This is a genomic window from Aquabacterium soli (assembly GCF_003933735.1).
GTDB classification, from domain to species: Bacteria; Pseudomonadota; Gammaproteobacteria; order Burkholderiales; family Burkholderiaceae_C; genus Aquabacterium; species Aquabacterium soli.
In genome coordinates this window covers 306,313-325,355 of sequence record NZ_RSED01000005.1, presented here as the reverse complement: position 1 = coordinate 325,355, position 19,043 = coordinate 306,313, and the positions used below count along the sequence as shown (strand labels likewise).

At 67.3% G+C, this 19,043-nt stretch carries 17 protein-coding genes; 15 read left to right on the top strand and 2 right to left on the bottom strand.

Features of this window, described 5'->3' with window-relative positions; translation table 11 throughout:
* Positions 1 to 91 precede the first annotated feature (91 nt).
* From EIP75_RS08580 to EIP75_RS08565, 4 genes are all read left to right on the top strand, one after another.
* The gene (locus EIP75_RS08580) at positions 92 to 1,051 is read left to right on the top strand and encodes a DUF4394 domain-containing protein (RefSeq protein WP_158622783.1); all 960 of its coding nucleotides are present in this window, start codon (positions 92 to 94) and stop codon (positions 1,049 to 1,051) included.
* Between the two features lie 243 nt (positions 1,052 to 1,294).
* Positions 1,295 to 3,961 carry a C25 family cysteine peptidase gene (locus tag EIP75_RS08575; protein ID WP_125242826.1) on the top strand — a complete coding sequence of 889 codons (2,667 nt, stop codon included), beginning with the start codon at positions 1,295 to 1,297 and terminating at the stop codon, positions 3,959 to 3,961.
* A 111-nt stretch (positions 3,962 to 4,072) separates the two neighbouring features.
* Positions 4,073 to 4,612, top strand: coding sequence for a cohesin domain-containing protein (locus EIP75_RS08570; protein ID WP_125242825.1), 540 nt, complete (start codon positions 4,073 to 4,075; stop codon positions 4,610 to 4,612).
* Positions 4,613 to 4,744: 132 nt separating this feature from the next.
* Positions 4,745 to 5,815, top strand: a complete 1,071-nt coding sequence (locus tag EIP75_RS08565; RefSeq protein ID WP_125242824.1) for a putative solute-binding protein — start codon at positions 4,745 to 4,747, stop codon at positions 5,813 to 5,815.
* Between the two features lie 12 nt (positions 5,816 to 5,827).
* Here EIP75_RS08565 and EIP75_RS08560 read toward each other — a convergent pair whose 3' ends face one another.
* Entirely contained in the window at positions 5,828 to 7,663 is a 1,836-nt protein-coding gene (locus tag EIP75_RS08560) for an ABCB family ABC transporter ATP-binding protein/permease (protein ID WP_125242823.1), read from the bottom strand.
* A gap of 75 nt (positions 7,664 to 7,738) precedes the next feature.
* On the opposite strand from EIP75_RS08560, the gene EIP75_RS08555 reads away from it, so the two are divergent.
* The 5 genes from EIP75_RS08555 to EIP75_RS08535 all read left to right on the top strand — a co-directional run bounded on the left by EIP75_RS08555 (position 7,739) and on the right by EIP75_RS08535 (position 11,197).
* Positions 7,739 to 8,152 (top strand): acyl-CoA thioesterase, encoded by a 414-nt coding sequence (locus tag EIP75_RS08555; RefSeq protein ID WP_233584753.1) that lies wholly within the window; start codon positions 7,739 to 7,741, stop codon positions 8,150 to 8,152.
* 97 nt (positions 8,153 to 8,249) lie between these two features.
* Complete coding sequence (locus tag EIP75_RS08550) at positions 8,250 to 8,669, top strand: outer membrane lipoprotein (RefSeq protein WP_125242822.1); 420 nt, start codon at positions 8,250 to 8,252, stop codon at positions 8,667 to 8,669.
* A 7-nt stretch (positions 8,670 to 8,676) separates the two neighbouring features.
* Positions 8,677 to 9,408: a GntR family transcriptional regulator gene (locus EIP75_RS08545; protein WP_125242821.1), complete on the top strand. Its 732-nt coding sequence runs from the start codon at positions 8,677 to 8,679 to the stop codon at positions 9,406 to 9,408.
* A 93-nt stretch (positions 9,409 to 9,501) separates the two neighbouring features.
* The gene (locus tag EIP75_RS08540) at positions 9,502 to 10,716 is read left to right on the top strand and encodes a GAF domain-containing sensor histidine kinase (protein ID WP_125242820.1); all 1,215 of its coding nucleotides are present in this window, start codon (positions 9,502 to 9,504) and stop codon (positions 10,714 to 10,716) included.
* A gap of 106 nt (positions 10,717 to 10,822) precedes the next feature.
* Positions 10,823 to 11,197: a DUF1622 domain-containing protein gene (locus tag EIP75_RS08535; RefSeq protein WP_125242819.1), complete on the top strand. Its 375-nt coding sequence runs from the start codon at positions 10,823 to 10,825 to the stop codon at positions 11,195 to 11,197.
* On the opposite strand, the gene EIP75_RS08530 is transcribed toward EIP75_RS08535, so the two are convergent.
* Positions 11,194 to 12,315 carry a porin gene (locus EIP75_RS08530; protein ID WP_233584752.1) on the bottom strand — a complete coding sequence of 374 codons (1,122 nt, stop codon included), beginning with the start codon at positions 12,313 to 12,315 and terminating at the stop codon, positions 11,194 to 11,196. The two genes, EIP75_RS08535 and EIP75_RS08530, sit on opposite strands and share 4 nt — an antisense overlap.
* Positions 12,316 to 12,574: 259 nt before the next feature.
* On the opposite strand from EIP75_RS08530, the gene EIP75_RS08525 reads away from it, so the two are divergent.
* The 6 genes from EIP75_RS08525 to EIP75_RS08500 all read left to right on the top strand — a co-directional run bounded on the left by EIP75_RS08525 (position 12,575) and on the right by EIP75_RS08500 (position 19,032).
* Complete coding sequence (locus EIP75_RS08525; protein WP_125242818.1) at positions 12,575 to 13,294, top strand: pirin family protein; 720 nt, start codon at positions 12,575 to 12,577, stop codon at positions 13,292 to 13,294.
* A 145-nt stretch (positions 13,295 to 13,439) separates the two neighbouring features.
* Complete coding sequence (locus tag EIP75_RS08520) at positions 13,440 to 14,432, top strand: alpha/beta fold hydrolase (RefSeq protein ID WP_199758534.1); 993 nt, start codon at positions 13,440 to 13,442, stop codon at positions 14,430 to 14,432.
* A gap of 39 nt (positions 14,433 to 14,471) precedes the next feature.
* Positions 14,472 to 15,128: a hydrolase gene (locus EIP75_RS08515; RefSeq protein ID WP_125242817.1), complete on the top strand. Its 657-nt coding sequence runs from the start codon at positions 14,472 to 14,474 to the stop codon at positions 15,126 to 15,128.
* A gap of 80 nt (positions 15,129 to 15,208) precedes the next feature.
* A complete protein-coding gene (locus EIP75_RS08510; protein WP_125242816.1) occupies positions 15,209 to 15,481 on the top strand; it encodes a XapX domain-containing protein in 273 nt (90 codons plus the stop codon).
* On the top strand, positions 15,474 to 17,348 hold the full coding sequence (locus tag EIP75_RS08505; RefSeq protein ID WP_125242815.1) for an amidohydrolase: 1,875 nt from the start codon (positions 15,474 to 15,476) through the stop codon (positions 17,346 to 17,348). The genes EIP75_RS08510 and EIP75_RS08505 overlap by 8 nt, the downstream gene beginning before the upstream one ends.
* Positions 17,349 to 17,433: 85 nt before the next feature.
* On the top strand, positions 17,434 to 19,032 hold the full coding sequence (locus EIP75_RS08500) for an MFS transporter (protein ID WP_476561139.1): 1,599 nt from the start codon (positions 17,434 to 17,436) through the stop codon (positions 19,030 to 19,032).
* Positions 19,033 to 19,043 lie beyond the last annotated feature (11 nt).

Here is a 19,043-nt window from a genome sequence, read left to right as displayed (position 1 = left end):
GTCCCTCGTTCCGCCCGCGCACCGCCAGACAGCGTGCCCTCCGTTCACGAGGACTTTGCACTGCCCAGGCATACTCCTCACCACGATGACCATGCCCCGCACGACCATGCCGCTCCTTCGCCGCACCGCCCTGGCTGCCCTGCCCTTGCTGCTGGGTGCCTGCGCCCACACGTCGATCCCGCAGGTGCAGGCGGTGAAGGAAAAGTTTGCCAAGCCCGTGGCGCCGGCCGTGGCGCTGGAGGCCATGGCCCCCGTCCAGGAACGTGAAGAAACACTGCTGGCCGTCACCGATGGCAATGTGCTGATCAGCTTCAACGCCGGCACCCCTGGCCAGGTGGACAGCCGGGCGCCGCTCAAGGGGCTCAAGCCCGGCGAACAACTGCTGGCCATCGACTACCGGGCCGCGCTGGGCCAGCTGTACGGCCTGAGCAACGCCGGCCGTCTGCTGCGCATCGACCCGGCCACAGCCGGCATGACCGCGGTGGGAAGCGGCATCCGCCTGCCACCGGGAGACGCCTTCGGCATCGACTTCGACCCAGCCACCGATCAGCTTCGGGTGGTGTCCGACCAGGGCGGCAACCTGCGCCTGCACCCGGCTTCGGGCGCGATCATCGACGGCGACCCCAAGGCAGCGGGCGTTCAGCCCGACACGCCCCTGGCCTACCAGGCCGGGGATCTGCTCGCCGGCAACCGTCCCCGCATCGTGGCCACGGCCTCGGTCCAGACCCGCAAAGGCTCCGGCACGGCCACCCACTACGCCGTCGACGCGGCCACGGGCTACCTGGCGCTCATCGGCTCGCCGGAAAGCGCCAGTCCGCCAGTCTCGCCCGACACCGGTCATCTGCAGTCCATCGGGCCATTGGGCATCGACCACTTCGACCGCGCCACACTCGACATCACCGCCTCCGGGCGTGCCGCATACCTGGTGGCCACGCGCGTGGGTTCTCCGGAGTCGCGCTTGTACGAGGTCAACCTCTCCAGCGGCCAGGCGCGTCTGATCGGCGCCATCGCCGCCGGCCAGATCGTGCGCGGCATGGCCATCGCCCCTTGAGTCGTCGGGGGCGCCGGACAAGCGCCCCCCACAAAGTTAAACCTCTCCCTAACCATAGGGCCCTAGCCTTGGGGGAGCCCTCCCTAGTCCTGGGGCCCTCCTTGTAGGGAGGGCCCGCCCCAGCCTCCCCAAGCCTAGGGGCCGAGGGCTTTCGCCCAGCCTGTCTCGTCCATAACCTCCGGTCCGCGTGTGCTTCCGAACGTTCGGTGTCACGCAAATCCCCCCACCACACCGGAGGCTGACATGCACCAACCCCGTCCCCAAGGACACCACTTCACGCCGCGTGCCCTGCACGCTGCCTGCATCCTCTCGTTGCTTGCCCTGAGCGCATCCCACGCCCAGGCACAGACCGCCCCCGCCATCCGCATCGAAACCGTCTCGAGCGATGCCGGCGCCACGGTGATGCGCATCACGGTGCCCACACCCGAACTGCAGAACGTGGAAACACCGCAGGGCGTGTTCCAGCGCTTCGTCCAGCGCGGCGGTGCCAACACCTCCATCAGCGACAGCCGCGAAGTGGGCTTCGCCGAACTGCCGATCACCGGCTTCTCGGTGGCCCTGCCCGTCGATGGCGATGGCGGCACGGTCGAGATCCAGCCCGAGGGGCGCCCCACCGAGGTCAAGGCCCGCCTGTACCCGATCCAGCCGCCCGATGCCACGCCGCTCAGCTCCAAACTCGACCAGTCCGAGTTCACCTACGACCCCGATGTCTACGCCAAGGGCGTGAAGGCCCCCGGCCAAGGCCTGGGCGAACTGCCCGTGTTCCGCGGCGATGCCAGCGTGCAGGGCTACCGCCTGGCCCCTTACGGCTACGCGCCCGATCGCCAGGCCATCACCTACTACCCCAGCTACCTGGTCACCATCAAGCACCCGGGCCGCTGCTTCGCGTACGACCGCCTGCAGCTCAAGGGCGTGATCGGCACCACGCAGAAGGCCGGCTTCGACCCCATCGACCAGCGCATCGAGGCCCTGCCCCTGCCCGCGCTGCAGTTCGCGGTCAACAAGGACCTGGTCGCCAAGCTGCGCTGCGCCCCTCCGATCGTGATCAACCCCGCCATCTTTGGCGCCCGCTACCTGATCGTCACCCACCCCAATTTCCTGGCCGCCGCCAACGCGCTCAAGGCGCACAAGCAGGCCCTGGGCATCAGCACCCGCGTGGTCACCACCGCGCAGATCACGGGCGGCGGCGCCGCCGCCAGCAAGACGCAGATCCGCAACTGGATCGCCAACTACTACAACACGCACCTGGTGCGCCCGAAGTGGGTGCTGTTCGTGGGTGACTCGGAGTTCGTGCCCACGCACTACGACCAGAACAACCTGTGGGACAACGCCCTGAACGCCGGTGACATGTGGTACGGCCAGTTCCTGCCCGGTGCCACGGCCACCACGATCCCGCCCTTCGGCATCGGCCGCTTCCCGGTGGACACGCTGGCCCAGGCCAACACCATCGTCTCCAAGGTGGTGGCGTTCGAGAACAGCCCGCCGGCCAACCCCATCTTCGGCCAGGATTACTACAGCCGGCTGACCTTCGCCGCCTACTTCCAGACACGGCAAAGCGGCAGCCACACACCCACCCGCGACAAGCGCTGGTTCGTGGAAACCTCCGAGATCGTGCGCAACCATGCCGTGGGCAAGGGCTACAGCGTGGCCCGCCTGTACAACGCCGACTCCGATGCCAACCCGCTGTTCTACGCCGGCGGAGCATCCATCCCGGCCGCATTGAAGAAGCCCACCTTCGCATGGGATGCCGACAGTGCCGACATCGTGGCCGCCGTCAACCAGGGCACCTCCATCCTCTACCACCGCGACCACGGCTGGTGGACCGGCTGGGGCGACCCCGCCTTCAGCACCGGCAACCTGGGTGGCATCTCCGTCACCAACAACCAGTTCCCGGTGGTGTTCAGCATCAACTGCGCCAGCGGCATCTTCGACAACGAGACGGTCAATGCCAGCTACGTGACACCAGGCGGCGGCCCGCTGATCAACAGCGCCAGCACCTACTGGGCCGAGGCCTTCCTGCGCAAGTCGGACGGCGCACTGGCCGTGATCGGCGATTCGCGCCAGAGCAGCACCACCGACAACAACCAGCTCACGCTGGGCCTGTTCGATGGTGTGTTCCCAGGCCTGATCAACACCTTCGGCACCGGCAGCCCCGTGCAGCGCCTGGGCGACCTGCTGAACTACGCCAAGTCCTACATCTCGGAAGTGGCGGCCGGCTCGCAGGCCAACCGCCATCCGCTGAACAGCGGCGGCACACGGCCCGGCATCGTCAACCTTCGGCAAGAGCTCAACATCTACAACCTGCTGGGTGATCCGACCGTCAAGCTGCGCGTGAGCGCACCGTGGAAGTTCGGCCTGCCCTGGATCACGCTGAAGGCGTCCCTCGCCACCATCAAGGTGCCGGTGGAACCCGGCTGCCGCACCTGCCCGCCCCCGGAGTGGATCACCGCCGTGGCCTACGACCCCAGGACAGGCCTGGAACTGGGCCGCGGCATCGTGGACAACGAGGGCAACGGCAGCATCGACCTGGGTGATTTCAAGGGCGACAACGTGGTGGTGCGCGTGGCCTCGCCCGATGGCGCCAGCGCCCAGGCCGCCGTCAAGGAAACCGACACCGATGGCGACGGCGTGCCCGACAGCCGCGACAACTGCGTGGGCGTGGCCAACAAGGAGCAGCAAGACACCGATGGCGATGGCTTCGGCAACGCCTGTGATGCCGACCTGAACAACGACGGCTTCACGAATGCGCTGGACACCGCGGCCTTCCGGTCACAACTGGGCAAGCGCGGCCTGCCGGGTGACCTCAACGGCGACGGCATCGTCAACGCGCTGGACACCGCCCGCTTCAGCAAGCTGCTGGGCAAGGCCCCTGGCCCCTCGGCCTGGCACCTGGGCAGCACCGAGCGCTGATCAGCGCACCACGAACAGCGGCTGGCGGATCGTCCATCGCCCCGCCGCTGGCGCATCCCACTTGCGTTTCTCCTTCTTGTTCAACCACCATCAACCTGACAAGGCTTCACCATGACACTGCAACAACACCTCATCGCCGCCGTGCTCGCCACCACCGCCCTGTGGACCCAGGCCCAGACCATCGAGGTCAAGTCGCCCGTGGCCCCCGTGGACATCGGCGCCACCTTCACGATCGACATCGTCGGCTCGGGCTTCCCGAACATCATCTACGGCGGCGGCTATGACGTCGGCTTCGACGCCAGCATCCTGCGCCTGGACAACGTGAAGGTGCCCGCCTTCTGGGAACTGGGTTCGGTGCCCGGCCCCATCGACAACGTCGCGGGTTTGGCGCAAGGGGTGAACTTCAACACCCTGGCCGGCAAGCAGGGCGACTTCGTCACGGCCACGCTCACGTTCACCGCGCTGGCTGGCGGCACCTCGGCGATCACGCTGAGCGCTTCGCCGCTATGGCCCTTTGCGGATGACAACGGTGAAGTGGCTGTGGCCTTCAAGAACGGCACGGTGGCGGCCGTGCCGGAACCCACGTCGGTGGCCATGGTGCTGGCCGGACTGGGCCTGGTGGCGATGCGGCTGCGGCGTGCACGCGGCTGAGCATTCAAGCCACCGGCGGCTCACGCCGCGTTTCAGGGGCTTCGCGCTGCGAAGCCCCTTTTTCATCGCAAACGCACCGCGATAGATGGCATCTGATCTAGGCTGGCGATCCCTGCAGCACACCCACCTGCCATGCCCAAGCCCCCCCACGCCTTCGCCCGCCCATGGATGGCCGCCGCGCTCGCGGCACTGGTCTCACAAGCCTGCCTGGCCGCACCGGGAGCCCCCCGACTGTGCGTGTTCGATCTGCTGGGCACCAGCGGCGACATGTACAACGCCACCAAGGATTACGTGTTGGCGATGCAGGCGGCCACCGGGGTCACCTTGACCGCACGGGCCTACACCGACGAACGCGTCGCCGCCGAAGACTTCCGCACCGGCCAGTGCCAGGCCCTGCTGGCCACCAGCTTCCGCACCCGGGCCTACAGCCCCATCACCGCCGCCACCGATGCCTTCGGTGCCACGCTCATCCTGCGCCAGGGCAAGGTCGACATGGCCGCCGGCCACCAGGTGATGCGCCTGGCCAGCCAGACCTTCAACGCGCCAGGCGCCGCGGCCCTGGTGGTGCAGGGCAGGTACGAGATGGCCGGCCTGATCGACGTGGGCGCGGTCTACAGCCTGGTCAACGACCGGCGCATCAATTCGCCCGAGGCCCTGGCCGGCAAGCGCATGCTGGCCTTCGACCACGACAAGGCGCAGGCCTACCTGATCCAGAAGGCCGGTGCACAGGCCGTGTCGGCCGACGTGACCAACTTCGCCACCAAGTTCAACAACGGCATGGCCGACATGGCCGCCGCGCCGGCCGTGGCCTTCAGGCCCCTGGAGCTGCACAAGGGCATTGGCAGCAAGGGTGCGATCTCGCGCTTTCCCTTCATGATCCTGAGCTACCAGCTCATCATCGAGCGCGCCAGCCTGCCCGCGGGTTTTGGCGATGCGTCGCGCCGCTACTGGCTGGCGCACTTCGACGACGCCCTGGCCGTGGTGCGCAAGGCCGAGTCCGACATCCCCGCCGCGCTGTGGATGGAGCTGCCACCCGAGCAGGCGCCTCGCTACGCCGAATACATGCGCGAATCACGCATGGAGCTGGCCGAGCAGGGGCTGTACGACAAGCAGGGGCTCAAGCTGCTCAAGCGCATCCGATGCAAGGTGGAGCCCGGTGATGCGGAATGTGCGACCAGCTCGGAAATCAACTGGAAGAACTGAGGCCTGCAGCGCTCAAGCCTCGTGCTGCTGCAGCCGCCACATCTGGGCATAGCGCCCGTTGGCGTTGAGCAGTTGCACATGCGTGCCCCGCTCGATGATGCGGCCCGCATCCATCACCAGGATCTCGTGCGCATTCACCACCGTGGAGAGGCGGTGTGCGATCACCAGCACCGTCTTGCCCTGGCCCACGGCCGTCAGCTCGGCCTGGATGGCGCGCTCGTTGGCCGAATCCAGTGCCGAGGTCGCCTCGTCGAACACCAGGATGGGCGGATCCTTCAGCAAGGTGCGCGCGATGGCGACGCGCTGTTTCTCGCCGCCCGACAGCTTGAGCCCGCGCTCGCCCACCATCGTGCCGTAGCCCAGCGGCGTGTTGGTGATGAAGTCATGGATGCGGGCGGCACGCGCGGCCTGCTCTATCTCGGCCTGCGTGGCACCCGTGCGGCCATAGCCGATGTTGTAGGCCACCGTGTCGTTGAACAGCACCGTGTCCTGCGGCACGATGCCGATGCTGCGGCGCAGGCTGTCCTGCGTCAGGCTCTTCACGTCGTGGCCGTTGACCAGGATGCGGCCCTCCTGCACATCGTAGAAGCGGTAGAGCAGGCGGCCCAGCGTGGACTTGCCCGAGCCCGAAGGCCCCACCACCGCCACCGTCTGGCCAGCGGGGATCTCGAAGCTCACATCGTGCAGGATGGGCCTGGCCGGCTCATAGGCAAAATTGACATGGTCGAAGCGCACCGACGGCGGGCTCTTGAGCAGCAGCGGGCGCGCATCGGGCGCGTCGCCCACCTCCTGGTCACGCTCCATCAGGGTGAACATCTTGTCCAGGTCGGTCAGCGCCTGCTTGATCTCGCGGTAGATCACGCCCAGGAAGTTCAGCGGGATGTACAGCTGGATCATGAAGGCGTTGACCATCACCAGGTCGCCCACCGTCATGCGGCCGTCGACCACGCCCTGCGTGGCGCGCCACAACATCGAGATCAGACCGAGCGCGATGATGGTCTGCTGCCCTGCGTTGAGCAGCGACAGGCTGTGCTGGCTCTTGACGGCCACGCGGCGCAGGCGCTCCAGGCTCTCGTCGTAGCGCTGGGTCTCGAAGCCTTCGTTGTTGAAGTACTTCACCGTCTCGTAGTTCAGCAGCGAATCGACGGCGCGCGTGTGGGCCTTGGAATCGAGCTCGTTCTGCTCCTTGCGAAAGCGCGTGCGCCAGCTGGTCACCGTCACGGTGAAGCCGATGTACACCGTCAGGGCCCCCAGGGTGATCCACACGAAGCCCATGTCGAACTTCGTGCCCAGGAAGCCCAGCACCAGCACCACCTCGATCAGCGTAGGGATGATGCTGTAGAGCGAGTACGAGATCAGCGAGTGCACGCCGCGCGTGCCGCGCTCGATGTCGCGCGTCATGCCGCCGGTCTGGCGCTCAAGGTGAAAACGCAGGCTCAAGGCATGCAGGTGCGAGAACACCTGCAAGGCGATGGAGCGCGACGCGCCCTCGGTGGCCTTGGCGAACACCAGCTCGCGCAGCTCGGTGAACACCGAGGTGGACAGGCGCAGCAGGCCGTAGGCCAGCAGCAGGCCCACCGGCACCACCATCAGGGCCTGGGCCGAGGTGGCGTTCGGCGCGAGGCGGTCGACCAGGGTCTTGAGCAGCACCGGCACGCCCACGTTGGCCAGCTTGGCGCCCACCATGAAGGCCAGCGCCAGCAGCACGCGGCCCCGGTAAGCCCACAGGTAGGGCCACAGGCGCGACAGCGTCTGGCGGTCGGAGCGTGCGGTTTGTGGCGCCTGGGGCGTCTGGGATGAGGGCGAAGCGGGAGACTCGGCGGGGGGGGACTGTGCAAAACGGCGCATGCGTTCACAATAGCGTGTCACGGAAGACCTCGCATTGTCGGCCGTGACATGACCGTCGTTCGCTTGCTGTTCCCTATGTCCACACCCCCTACCCTGCTGACCCCGCCCGAACTCCACCCCGACATGGAGCTCGTCACACGGGTGATGCCCCTGCCCAAGGATGCCAACGGCAACGGCGACATCTTCGGCGGCTGGATCATGGCCCAGGTCGATCTGGCAGGCTCGGCCCTGCCGGTGCGCATCTCGCGCGGCCGCGTGGCCACCATCGCCGTCAACGAGTTCGTGTTCCGCTCGTCCGTGTCGGTGGGTGATCTGCTGTCCATCTATGCCCGCATCGTGCGCGTTGGCAACACGTCGATGACGGTGCATGTGGAGGTCTGGGCCGAGCGCAACCCGGTCAACCCGCACCTGGTCAAGGTCACCGAGGCCAACATCACTTACGTGGCCATCGACGAGCACGGCAAGCCGCGCACCGTGCCACGCGACTGAGCCTGCCCCCTCATTTGCGTGTCCACGCACGGCCCTGGCCGCGCGTTGAGAGGAACAGGGCCCACCCAGTGGCCCTATCATTCCGAAGGAGACACCCATGAACAAGCACAGCCCCCTCACCCGCGCCCTGCTGGCCGCCGCCACCCTCACCCTGGGTGCCCAGGCCGGTCTGGCACAGGCCGCCTGCAAGACCTGCGGCACCGTCACCGAGGTGCGTGCCGTCACCCAGAAGGGCGAGGGCAGCGGCCTGGGCATTGCCGCCGGTGCGGTGGTCGGCGGGCTGCTGGGCAACCAGGTGGGCAAGGGCACCGGCAACACGATCACCACCGTGGGCGGTGCCGTGGCCGGCGGCTTCGCGGGCAACGAGATCGAAAAGCACGCCAAGAAGCACACCGTCTACAAGACCACGGTGCGCATGGACAACGGCCGGGTGAACACCTACACACTGAACACCCAGCACGCCGTGGGCGCCAAGGTCACCGTGGACAACGGCAAGGTGCGCCGTCGCGAGCCCTGATCCATCGATGCCACCACGCCGCGCGCCCGCTCCGCTGGAACGCCCTGATGGCGCACGCCTCAAGCGTGGCGAGGTCGCCCTGGATGAACCCGTCCACGATGCGCTGTTCGACGCGGTGATGTCACGCCGGCTGGCTCCGGGCGCGCGCCTGGGCGAAGCCGCGCTGTGCGAGGTGTTCAATGTCAGCCGCACCGTGGTGCGCAAGGCCCTGCAGCGGCTGGCCCTCACGGGCCTGGTGGACATCGTGCCCAACAAGGGCGCCTCGGTGGCCGCCCCCACCCCGCAGGAAACGCACGAGGTGTTCGAGGCGCGCCGCGCGCTGGAGGCTGCCATCGTGCCCCTGGCCATGAAGCGCCTCACGCCCAGCCGGCTGGCCCAGTTCCGCCAGCGGCTGGCGGCCGAGCACGAAGCCCTGCACGCGCAGGACCACAGCCGCTGGGTGCGCCTGGCGGGCGATTTCCACTTGGCGCTGGCCGAACTGGCAGGCAACCGCCACCTCACGCGCATGCTGAGCGAGCTGATGTCGCGCTGCTCGCTGATCGTGGCCCTGTACGAGGCCCCGGGCGACGCCGCCTGCGAACACGACGAGCATGCCGAGTTGATCGAGCTGCTGGCCCTGGGCAAGGACGCCGAGGCCATCGCCGTGATGGACCGGCACCTCACCGCACTGCAGACGCGGCTGCGCATCGTGCCGCCTTCGGCCGACAACGACCTGGCCGCCGCCCTGATGGGCCGCTGACACGCGGTCCCGCCCCCGACTGGCTGACGGCCGGCGTGACCGCGTCGGTTATGCTCGGTCAGACTGGAACGCGTCCCGAGCGAGAAGGCCAAGATGTCGATTACCACCATCGCTGACGCACAAGAGCACTTGCGGGCCGAGCAGGACCGCGCAGATGTCGAGAGCATCCGGGCGGTCCAGTCGCTGCTGTCCGTCGTCTGCAAGACCACCGGCCTGGGCTTTTCAGCCGTCGCCCGCGTGACAGACGCCCACTGGACAGCCATGGCCGTGCAGGACGACGTGGGCTTCGGCCTGGTTGCAGGCCAGTCCCTGGTGCTCGACACCACGCTGTGCACGGAATCCCGGGCGGCACGCCAGGCCATCGTCATCGACCATGCCAGCCAGGACCCGGTCTACGCCAGCCACCACACGCCCCGCCTGTACGGCATCGAGAGCTACATCTCCGTGCCCATCATCCTCAGCGACGACAGCTACTTCGGCAACCTGTGCGCGCTCGATGCCCGGCCCTTCAATGTGTCCCAGCGCCACATCGTCGAGATGTTCGAGATCTACGCGCAGCTCATCGCCGACCAGCTGAGCCGGATCCGCCGCGTCCGGCTGGCTGAAAGCGAGGCACGGCAGGAGCGCGAGACGGGGCTGCTCAGGGAGCAGTTCATCGCGGTGCTGGCGCATGACCTGCGCAACCCGCTCGCGGCCATCGATGCGGGCATGGCGGTGCTCAGGCAGATGGGCGACAGCCCGCCTGTGCGCGAAGCGGTCATGGCCAGGCTGGCGCGCAGCTCACGGCGCATGCGCCAGCTGATCGAGGACCTGGTCGACTACGCGCGTGGCCGGCTGGGAGAGGGCGTGGAACTGGAGATGTCCAGCATCCACGACCTGGGAGACGCCCTGGGCCACGCCGTCGAGGAACTGCAGGAGAGCCACCCCGCGCGCGAGATCACCGTCGATGTCCACATCCCGCGGCCGGTTCGGGGCAACAAGGCACGGCTGCAGCAGGTGGTTTCCAACCTGGTCAGCAACGCCCTGGTGCATGGTTCGCCTGGGCACCCTGTCTCGGTCACCGCCCACCTGTCCCAGGATGCCCTGCACATCCAGGTGGCCAACCAGGGCAACCCGATCCCGGCCGCCTTGATTCCCAAGCTGTTCGACGCGTTCTCGACCACGGCGAAGAACGATGCCGAACGCCTGGGCCTGGGGCTCTTCATCTGTTCTCAGGTGGTGCAGGCCCACCAGGGCAGCATCGAGGTGTCGTCGGGCGATCAGGGCACGGTCTTTTGCGTGACCATCCCGGCGCTGGCGGTGCACTAGCCGCCCGTCCTCCCTCTCGAAAGAGAGAGGCGCCAGGCGCGCCACCGGATGAAGATGCGCGCTGTCGCCCTCTACCGTTCGCCCGATCAGGGCGTTCGCCAGCACCATGTTTGAGCACGCCGAGCACCTTGTCCTTTCCAGCGTCCAATGGCTTCGCCTGTTTGTCGAGGCATTCGGGGCGGCGGTCATCTGCGTGGGCTTGCTGGCCACGCTCCGTGTCTTGTGGAAAAAAATCACCATCGACCGGGACACCGGCTTCGGTGAGGTGCGCATCACCTTCGCCCGGTACCTGACGCTGGCGCTCGAGCTTCAGCTGGCGGCAGACATCCTGTCGACGTCCGTGTCGCCCAGTTGGGACCAGATCGGCAAGCTGGCCGCGATCGCCGTCATCCGGACCGCGCTGAACTTCTTCTTGACGCAGGAGATGCGTGAAGAAGACCGCGCGGCCTCGGCACCGGCCAGCACGCGCGCATCGGCCTAGAAGCTGTGCCGCATGCCCACGGTGAAGACACCGGCGCGCTGGCCTGCCGACAGGCCGGCCTCGTTGATCGCGAAGTCATGAAGCCCCTGGCGCTGGTTGTCGATCTGGCTGACAAAGGCCTGCAGTGTCGTGCGCCTGGACAGTTCGTGGTCATAGCCCACCGTGAGCTGCGACGCGCCTGTCGACGGGCCACTGTGGATGGCGCCGACGCGCGCCCGTGAGCGGCCCGACCCATTGCCCGCGCGGGCATAGCCCGCCTTGAGGGTTCCCTGGCCGATTCGATACGTGCCTGAGACATACCAGGCCTGGCGTGTGAGGTCGCCACTGGTCGTTTCATAGTTCAGTCGTTCCACCACAGCCGCCAGGCGTGCACCGGCCCATTGGTAGGCCGCCCCCAGCTTGACCCCGATGTCGGCCGTGTCCCTGGCCTGGTAGGCCTCGTGATGCTCCACCGCAGCCGCGAGCACGAGTCCCTCCGCCTCGTACACGAGCGAACCGGACGCGAGCCAGGGCCTGGCGCCGCTGCCGGCCACGGTTTCCTCAGGGAGCGCATAGCCCAGCTTGACGGTGACGCCGCCCAGCCTGGGCGACCAGTACTGGAGCTGGTTGACCTGCCGCCGGTCGAACGAGCTGGTGTTCTGCACGTTGTCCGAGATGGACGCCGAGCCATTGCCCATGATCGCCATGTAGCCTGCGGTGGTCGGGTAGAAGGGATCGAAGCCCGAGGTGGCCGCGTTGTAGGGCAGCGTCCACACGCCTGCGAACGCCGTGCCCCAGGGACCGGCCAGCCCGACACGGGTGTCCCGGTTCGTGAACGATGAGCCCGCCCCCGTGTCCAGCGCCAGCGAACCCTCCAGCTGCCACAGCGCGCGCAGCCCCCCGCCCAGCGCCTCTTCGCCCCGAAAGCCCAGCACCGAGCGGTAGTTGCTCAGCCTGGTGACGCTGTCGCCTGCACTGGCACGCACCACCTCCAGGCCCGTGTTGAGCCGTCCGTAGATGGTCAGGCTTCTGTCGGACTGGGCCATCGCCACGGTCGACGAGAGGGTGCACGCCGCGGCCCCCAGCATGGCATGCACGGCGTACGCACGGGAAGGCTGCTTCTGTTCGGTGAGGCTCATGGGGCGTCTTCAATGCGTCGCTGTTCAGGGCGATCACCGTAGAGCCCCGGCCGCCTGGCCGCATCGCCCGGAAGAGATAGGGACCACGCGCTACAGGCAGGTCCATCGGCCCCCGCATCAATCATCGATTTTTTCGATGATGACGCCATCAAACCTTCAACCTGGACGCTTCAATGGCGCCAGATACTTCATCCATCCCACCACTAAACCCCAACACCTCAGTGTGAATTTCATCGAATCACCTACCAGGACCAGCACCATGATCGACATCCGCAAAGCAGACCAGCGTGGCCGCGCCAACCATGGCTGGCTCCAATCCCGCCACACCTTCTCGTTCGGCCACTACCGCGATCTGAAGCAGCAAGGCTTTTCGGACCTGCTGGTGATCAACGACGACCGCGTGCAGCCAGCCAAGGGCTTCGGCACCCACGGCCACAGCGACATGGAGATCTTTTCCTATGTGCTCGACGGCGCGCTGGAACACAAGGACTCGATGGGCACCGGCTCGGTGATCCGCCCCGGCGACGTGCAGATGATGAGCGCCGGCAGCGGTGTGCAGCACAGCGAGTTCAACCACTCGGGAGTTGATCCGGTGCACTTCCTGCAGATCTGGATCGTGCCCAACGAACGTGGCGCCGAGCCCCGCTACCAGCAGGTGCACATCGACCAGGCCGACAAGCGCGGCCGCCTGCGCGCCATCATCACCCCAGATGGCATCGATGGTTCGCTGTCCGTGCGCCAGGATGCCCGGGTCTACGCCGGCCTGTTCGATGGCGATGAAGCCGCCGAACTGGACGTGGGCGCCGACCGCCATGTGTACGTGCACGTCGCCCGCGGCAGCCTGCAGGTCAATGGGGAACCCCTCGCCGAAGGCGACGGCGCACGCATCCGCCACGCCGGGGCGCTGCGCTTTGACCATGGCGAGCAGGCAGAGGTGCTGGTGTTCGACCTGCGCCCCCGGGAGCTGCCTGCGTACTGAGCCGTCAGACCCCAGCAGCCCCCGCCCGCAGCAAGTGCGCTCCTCTCTCTTACGAGAGGGGCCGGCGCCCGCCTTCCTGCACTCCTGCATGGCGGCCTGCAGACCTAAGCTTTCTTCTGTTCACCAAGCCTCAGGAGCCTGGGCCATGCCCTCCCCATCCACCGATCCCACCAACCCCGCCCGCCGGGATGCCCTGATCAAGGGCGCCGGCCTGACCGCCGCACTGGCCCTGCCCTTGGCAGGCGCCGCAGGTTCTGCCTCGGCAGCCACCCCCGCTTCTTCACCCACCTCACCAAACGGACCCGACATGAGCTACATCACCACCAAAGACGGCACCCAGATCTACTACAAGGACTGGGGTCCTCGCGACGGCCAGCCCGTCGTGTTCAGCCACGGCTGGCCGCTCAACTCGGACAGCTGGGAAGGGCAGATGCTGTTCCTGGCCGAACGCGGCTACCGTGTCATCGCCCATGACCGCCGCGGCCACGGCCGCTCGAGCCAGCCCTGGGGCGGTCACGAGATGAACACCTACGCCGACGACCTGGCCACCGTGATCGACAAGCTGGACCTCAAGGGCGCCGCGCTGTTCGGCTTTTCGACCGGCGGTGGTGAAGTGGCGCGCTACATCGGCCGCCATGGCACCAAGCGCGTTGCCAAGGCAGGCTTGATCTCCGCCGTGCCCCCACAGATGCTCAAGACCGACAAGAACCCCGGCGGCCTGCCCATCGAGGTGTTCGACGGCATCCGTGCCGGTGAGCGCGCCAACCGTGCCCAGCTGTACAAGGACATCGCCTCCGGCCCCTTCTTCGGCTTCAATCGCCCGGGCGCCAAGGTTTCACAAGGCCTGGTCGATTGGTTCTACGTGCAGGGCATGCAGGCCAGCCACAAGGCCACATTCGACTGCATCAAGGCCTTCTCTGAAACCGACTTCACCGAAGACCTCAAGAAGTTCGACATCCCCACGCTGGTGGTGCATGGCGATGACGATCAGATCGTGCCCATCGCCGCCGCCGGCCAGGCCTCGGCCAAGTTGGTCAAGAACTCGAAGCTGGTGGTCTACCCCGGCGCGCCCCACGGCCTGACGGACACCCACAAGGACAAGCTGAACGCCGACCTGCTGGCCTTCCTGAAGGGCTGAGCCCAGTCCGCCGGCCCATTCACCTGAAGGTACATCATCATGAGCAACATCACCGCCACCCCCACGCCCGGCAGCCAGCTGCTGAACCCCACCAACCACGCCCTGGTGCTGATCGACTTCCAGTCGCAGATGGCCTTTGCGACCAAGTCCATCGACGCCGTCCAGCTGCGCAACAATGCGGCGCTGATCTCGAACGCCGCCGCCGGCTTCAAGGTGCCCACCATCCTGACGACCGTGGCCGAGAAGAGCTTCTCGGGCCCGATGTTCAGCGAGATCACCGAGGCTTTTCCTGGCCAGGAGCTGCTGGACCGCACGTCGATGAACACCTGGGAAGACGCCAACGTCATCAAGGTGATCAATGCCATCGGCAAGCCACGCATCGTGTTCGCCGGCCTGTGGACCTCGGTCTGCATCGTCGGCCCCACCTTGTCCGCCCTGGAGCAAGGCTTCGAGGTCTACATCATCACCGATGCCTGCGGCGATGTGTCCACCGAAGCGCATGAGCGCGCTGTGGAACGCATGATCCAGGCCGGCGCACGTCCCGTCACTTCGCTGCAGTACATGCTCGAGCTGCAACGCGACTGGGCCCGCACCGAGACCTATGACCTGACCACGGGCATCGCCAAGAAGTTCGGTGGCGCCTATGGCCTGGGCATCATCTACGCCAAGACCATGTTCGGCGCCCACGAAGGCTGAACCACGACGGATCGGAACCGCGGACCGGCGCCGTGCCGCTCCGCGGTTCTTTCATTTCAACGCCTTGCCTGGATGCAGCCATGAAACCCTACCTCGTCTCGCTGGCCATCGGCCTGCTCGTGGGCGTCATCTACGCCCTGTTCAACGTGCGCTCTCCGGCGCCCCCCGTGATCGCCCTGGTGGGGCTGCTCGGCATCCTGGTCGGCGAGCAGCTGCCACCGCTGGTCAAGAAAGTGCTCGGCCACGAATCGGCCCAGGTCTCCTGGCTGCATCATCACGTCAAGCCGCACGTGTTTGGCGAGATGCCCAAGTGCGCCGGCACGCAACCCTCGAAGGAAATCCACCATGGCTGAAACCGCTGACCTCATCCTGCACCGCGGCCTGTTCACCACGTTGAACCGTGCCCAGCCCACCGCCCAGGCCGTGGCGATCAAGGATGGCCGCTTCCTGCGCGTGGGCCACGACCAGGAGGTCATGGCGCTGGCGGGCCCGAACACCAAGGTCATCGACCTGCGTGGCCGCCGCGTGCTGCCCGGCCTGATCGACAACCACCTGCACATCATCCGCGGCGGCCTCAACTTCAACATGGAGCTGCGCTGGGACGGCGTGCGCTCGCTGGCCGATGCCATGGGCATGCTCAAGCGCCAGGTCGACGTGACGCCCGCACCGCAATGGGTGCGCGTGGTCGGCGGCTTCACGGAGCACCAGTTCGCAGAGAAGCGCCTGCCCACGCTGGAAGAGCTCAACGCCGTCGCCCCCGACACGCCCGTCTTCATCCTGCACCTGTACGACCGCGCGCTGCTCAACGGCGCCGCGCTGCGCGCCGTGGGCTACACCAAGGACACGCCCGAGCCGCCGGGCGGGCAGATCCTGCGCGATGCCGCCGGCAACCCCACGGGCCTGCTGCTGGCCAAGCCCAATGCGGCCATCCTGTACGCCACGCTGGCCCGCGGCCCGAAGCTGCCGCTCGAGTACCAGATCAACTCGACCCGGCATTTCATGCGGGATCTGAACCGCCTTGGCGTCACCGGTGCCATCGATGCCGGCGGTGGTTTCCAGAACTACCCCGAGGATTACCAGGTGATCGAGCAGCTGTCCAAGGACCAGCAGCTCACCATCCGCCTGGCCTACAACCTGTTCACCCAGAAGCCCAAGCAGGAGAAGGAAGATTTCCTGCGCTGGACGGCCGGCTCCACCTACAAGCAGGGCGATGACTACTTCCGCCACAACGGCGCCGGCGAGATGCTGGTGTTCTCGGCGGCCGACTTCGAGGATTTCCGCGAGCCACGCCCCGACATGGGCCCGGAGATGGAAGACGACCTGGAAGAGGTGGTGCGCATCCTGGCGCAGAACCGCTGGCCCTGGCGCATGCACGCCACCTACGACGAGACCATCAGCCGCGCGCTGGACGTGTTCGAGCGCGTCAACCAGGACGTGCCGCTCGAAGGCCTGAACTGGTTCTTCGACCACGCCGAGACCATCTCCGAGAAGTCGATGGACCGCATCGCAGCCCTGGGCGGCGGTGTGGCCGTGCAGCACCGCATGGCCTACCAGGGCGAGTACTTCGTCGAGCGTTACGGCCATGGCGCGGCAGAAGCCACGCCGCCGGTGGCCAAGATGCTGGAGAAGGGCATGAAGGTCTCGGCAGGCACCGACGCCACGCGCGTGGCCTCGTACAACCCATGGGTGTCGCTGTCGTGGCTGATCACCGGCAAGACCGTGGGCGGCATGCAGCTCTACCCCCAGCGCAACTGCCTGGACCGCGAAACCGCCCTGCGCATGTGGACCGAGAACGTGACCTGGTTCAGCAACGAGGTCGGCAAGAAGGGCCGGATCGAGGAAGGCATGCTCGCCGACCTGGTGGTGCCCGACCGCGACTTCTTCGCCTGTGCCGAGAGCGAGATCATCGATACCACCTCGGTGCTGACCGTGGTCGGCGGCAAGGTGGTGTGGGGCGCGGGCGATTTCGCCACGCACGATGAATCCTCACCGCCACCGGCCATGCCCGACTGGTCGCCCGTGCGCACCTTCAAGGGCTATGGCGCCTGGGGCGAGAACGAAGGCAAGCCGCTGCAGGCCGCGATGAGCGTGGCCTGTGCCTGCGCCACGTCGTGCCAGGTGCACGGCCACAACCACGCCAAGTCGTGGGGTGGCGATGCGCCCGTGTCCGACTTCAAGAGCTTCTGGGGCTCGCTCGGTTGCGCCTGCTGGGCGGTCTGAGCTCATCCGCCTCCCGATGATGCCCTCCACCCTGCGCACAGGGTGGAGGGCTTGAACACACCTTTATGACCCAACAAGCCAATCCATCGGGGAGCTTTGCCCCCCTGCGCCAGCCCGTCTTCGCCATGCTGTGGGTGNCCCCCTGCGCCAGCCCGTCTTCGCCATGCTGTGGGTGGCCACCGTGCTGGGCAACATCGGCAGTTTCATGCGCGATGTGGCCAGCGCCTGGCTGGTGACCGACCTGTCGGCCAGCCCGACCGCCGTCGCCCTGATCCAGACGGCCGCCACCCTGCCCATCTTCCTGCTGGCCATCCCGGCCGGCGTGCTGTCGGACATCCTGGACCGCCGCCGCTTCCTGATCGGCGTGCAGATCCTGCTGGCCGGGGTCAGCGGCACCTTGCTGACCCTGTCGGCCATGGGCCTGCAATCCGTCGAATCGCTGATCGCCCTCACCTTCATCGGCGGCATCGGCGCTGCGCTGATGGGGCCGACCTGGCAATCGATCGTGCCGGAGCTGGTGCCGCGCGCCGACCTCAAGAACGCGGTGGCCCTGAACTCCCTGGGCATCAACATCGCGCGAGCCATCGGACCCGCCGCCGGGGGCCTGGTGCTCGCCAGCCTGGGCGCCGCCACCACCTATGGTGTCGACCTGCTGAGCTACGCCTTCGTCATCACGGCCCTGCTGCTGTGGAAGCGGCCGCCGGCCACGCAGAACGCCCTGTCTGAAGACTTTCTGAGCGCCTTCCGTGCGGGGTTGCGCTACACGCGTGCCAGCAAGGAGCTGCATGTCGTGCTGGTGCGCGCGGCAGTGTTCTTCCTGTTTGCCAGCGCGGTCTGGGCCCTGCTGCCCCTGGTGGCGCGCCAGATGCTGGGCGGTTCGGCCAGCTTCTATGGCGTGCTGCTGGGCGCGGTGGGGGCCGGCGCCATCGGTGGCGCCCTGCTGCTGCCCCGGCTGCGCACCCGCCTGGACACCGATGGCCTGGTGCTGCTGGCGGCGATCCTCACCGCCAGCGTCATGGCGGCCCTGCTCCTGGCGCCGCCTCAATGGGCGGCCGTGCTGCTGCTCCTGGTGCTGGGTGCCGGCTGGATCATCGCCCTGACCACCTTGAACGGTGTGGCGCAGGCCATCCTGCCCAACTGGGTGCGGGGCCGCGGGCTGGCCATCTACCTGATGGTGTTCAACGGCGCGATGGCCGCGGGCAGCCTAGGCTGGGGCCTGGTGGCCCAGGCCCTGGGTCTGCAAGGTGCGCTGCTGATCTCGGCCGTGGGGCTGACCGTGATGGCCTTCGTCTTCCACCGCCTGCGCCTGCCCAAGGGCGAGGCTGATCTTCAGCCCTCCCAGCACTGGCCCGAGCCCCTGGTGGCCGAGCCGGTGGCGCACGACCGGGGCCCGGTGCTGATCCAGATCGAATACCGTGTCCGGTCTCAGGATCGCCCTCCGTTCATTGACGCCTTGAAGCGGCTGTCCGCAGAGCGCCGGCGCGACGGTGCGTATGCCTGGGGCATCGTCGAGCACACCAAGGAGCCCGAGCTGTTGATGGAGTGGTTCCAGGTCGAATCGTGGGCAGAGCACCTGCGGCAGCACCACCGGGTGTCCCAATCCGACGCCGATCTGCAGGGCGAACTGCTGAAGTTCCACATCGGCCCGGACAAGCCGGTGGTTCACCACTACCTGTCGCTCTAGTCTGGCAGGGC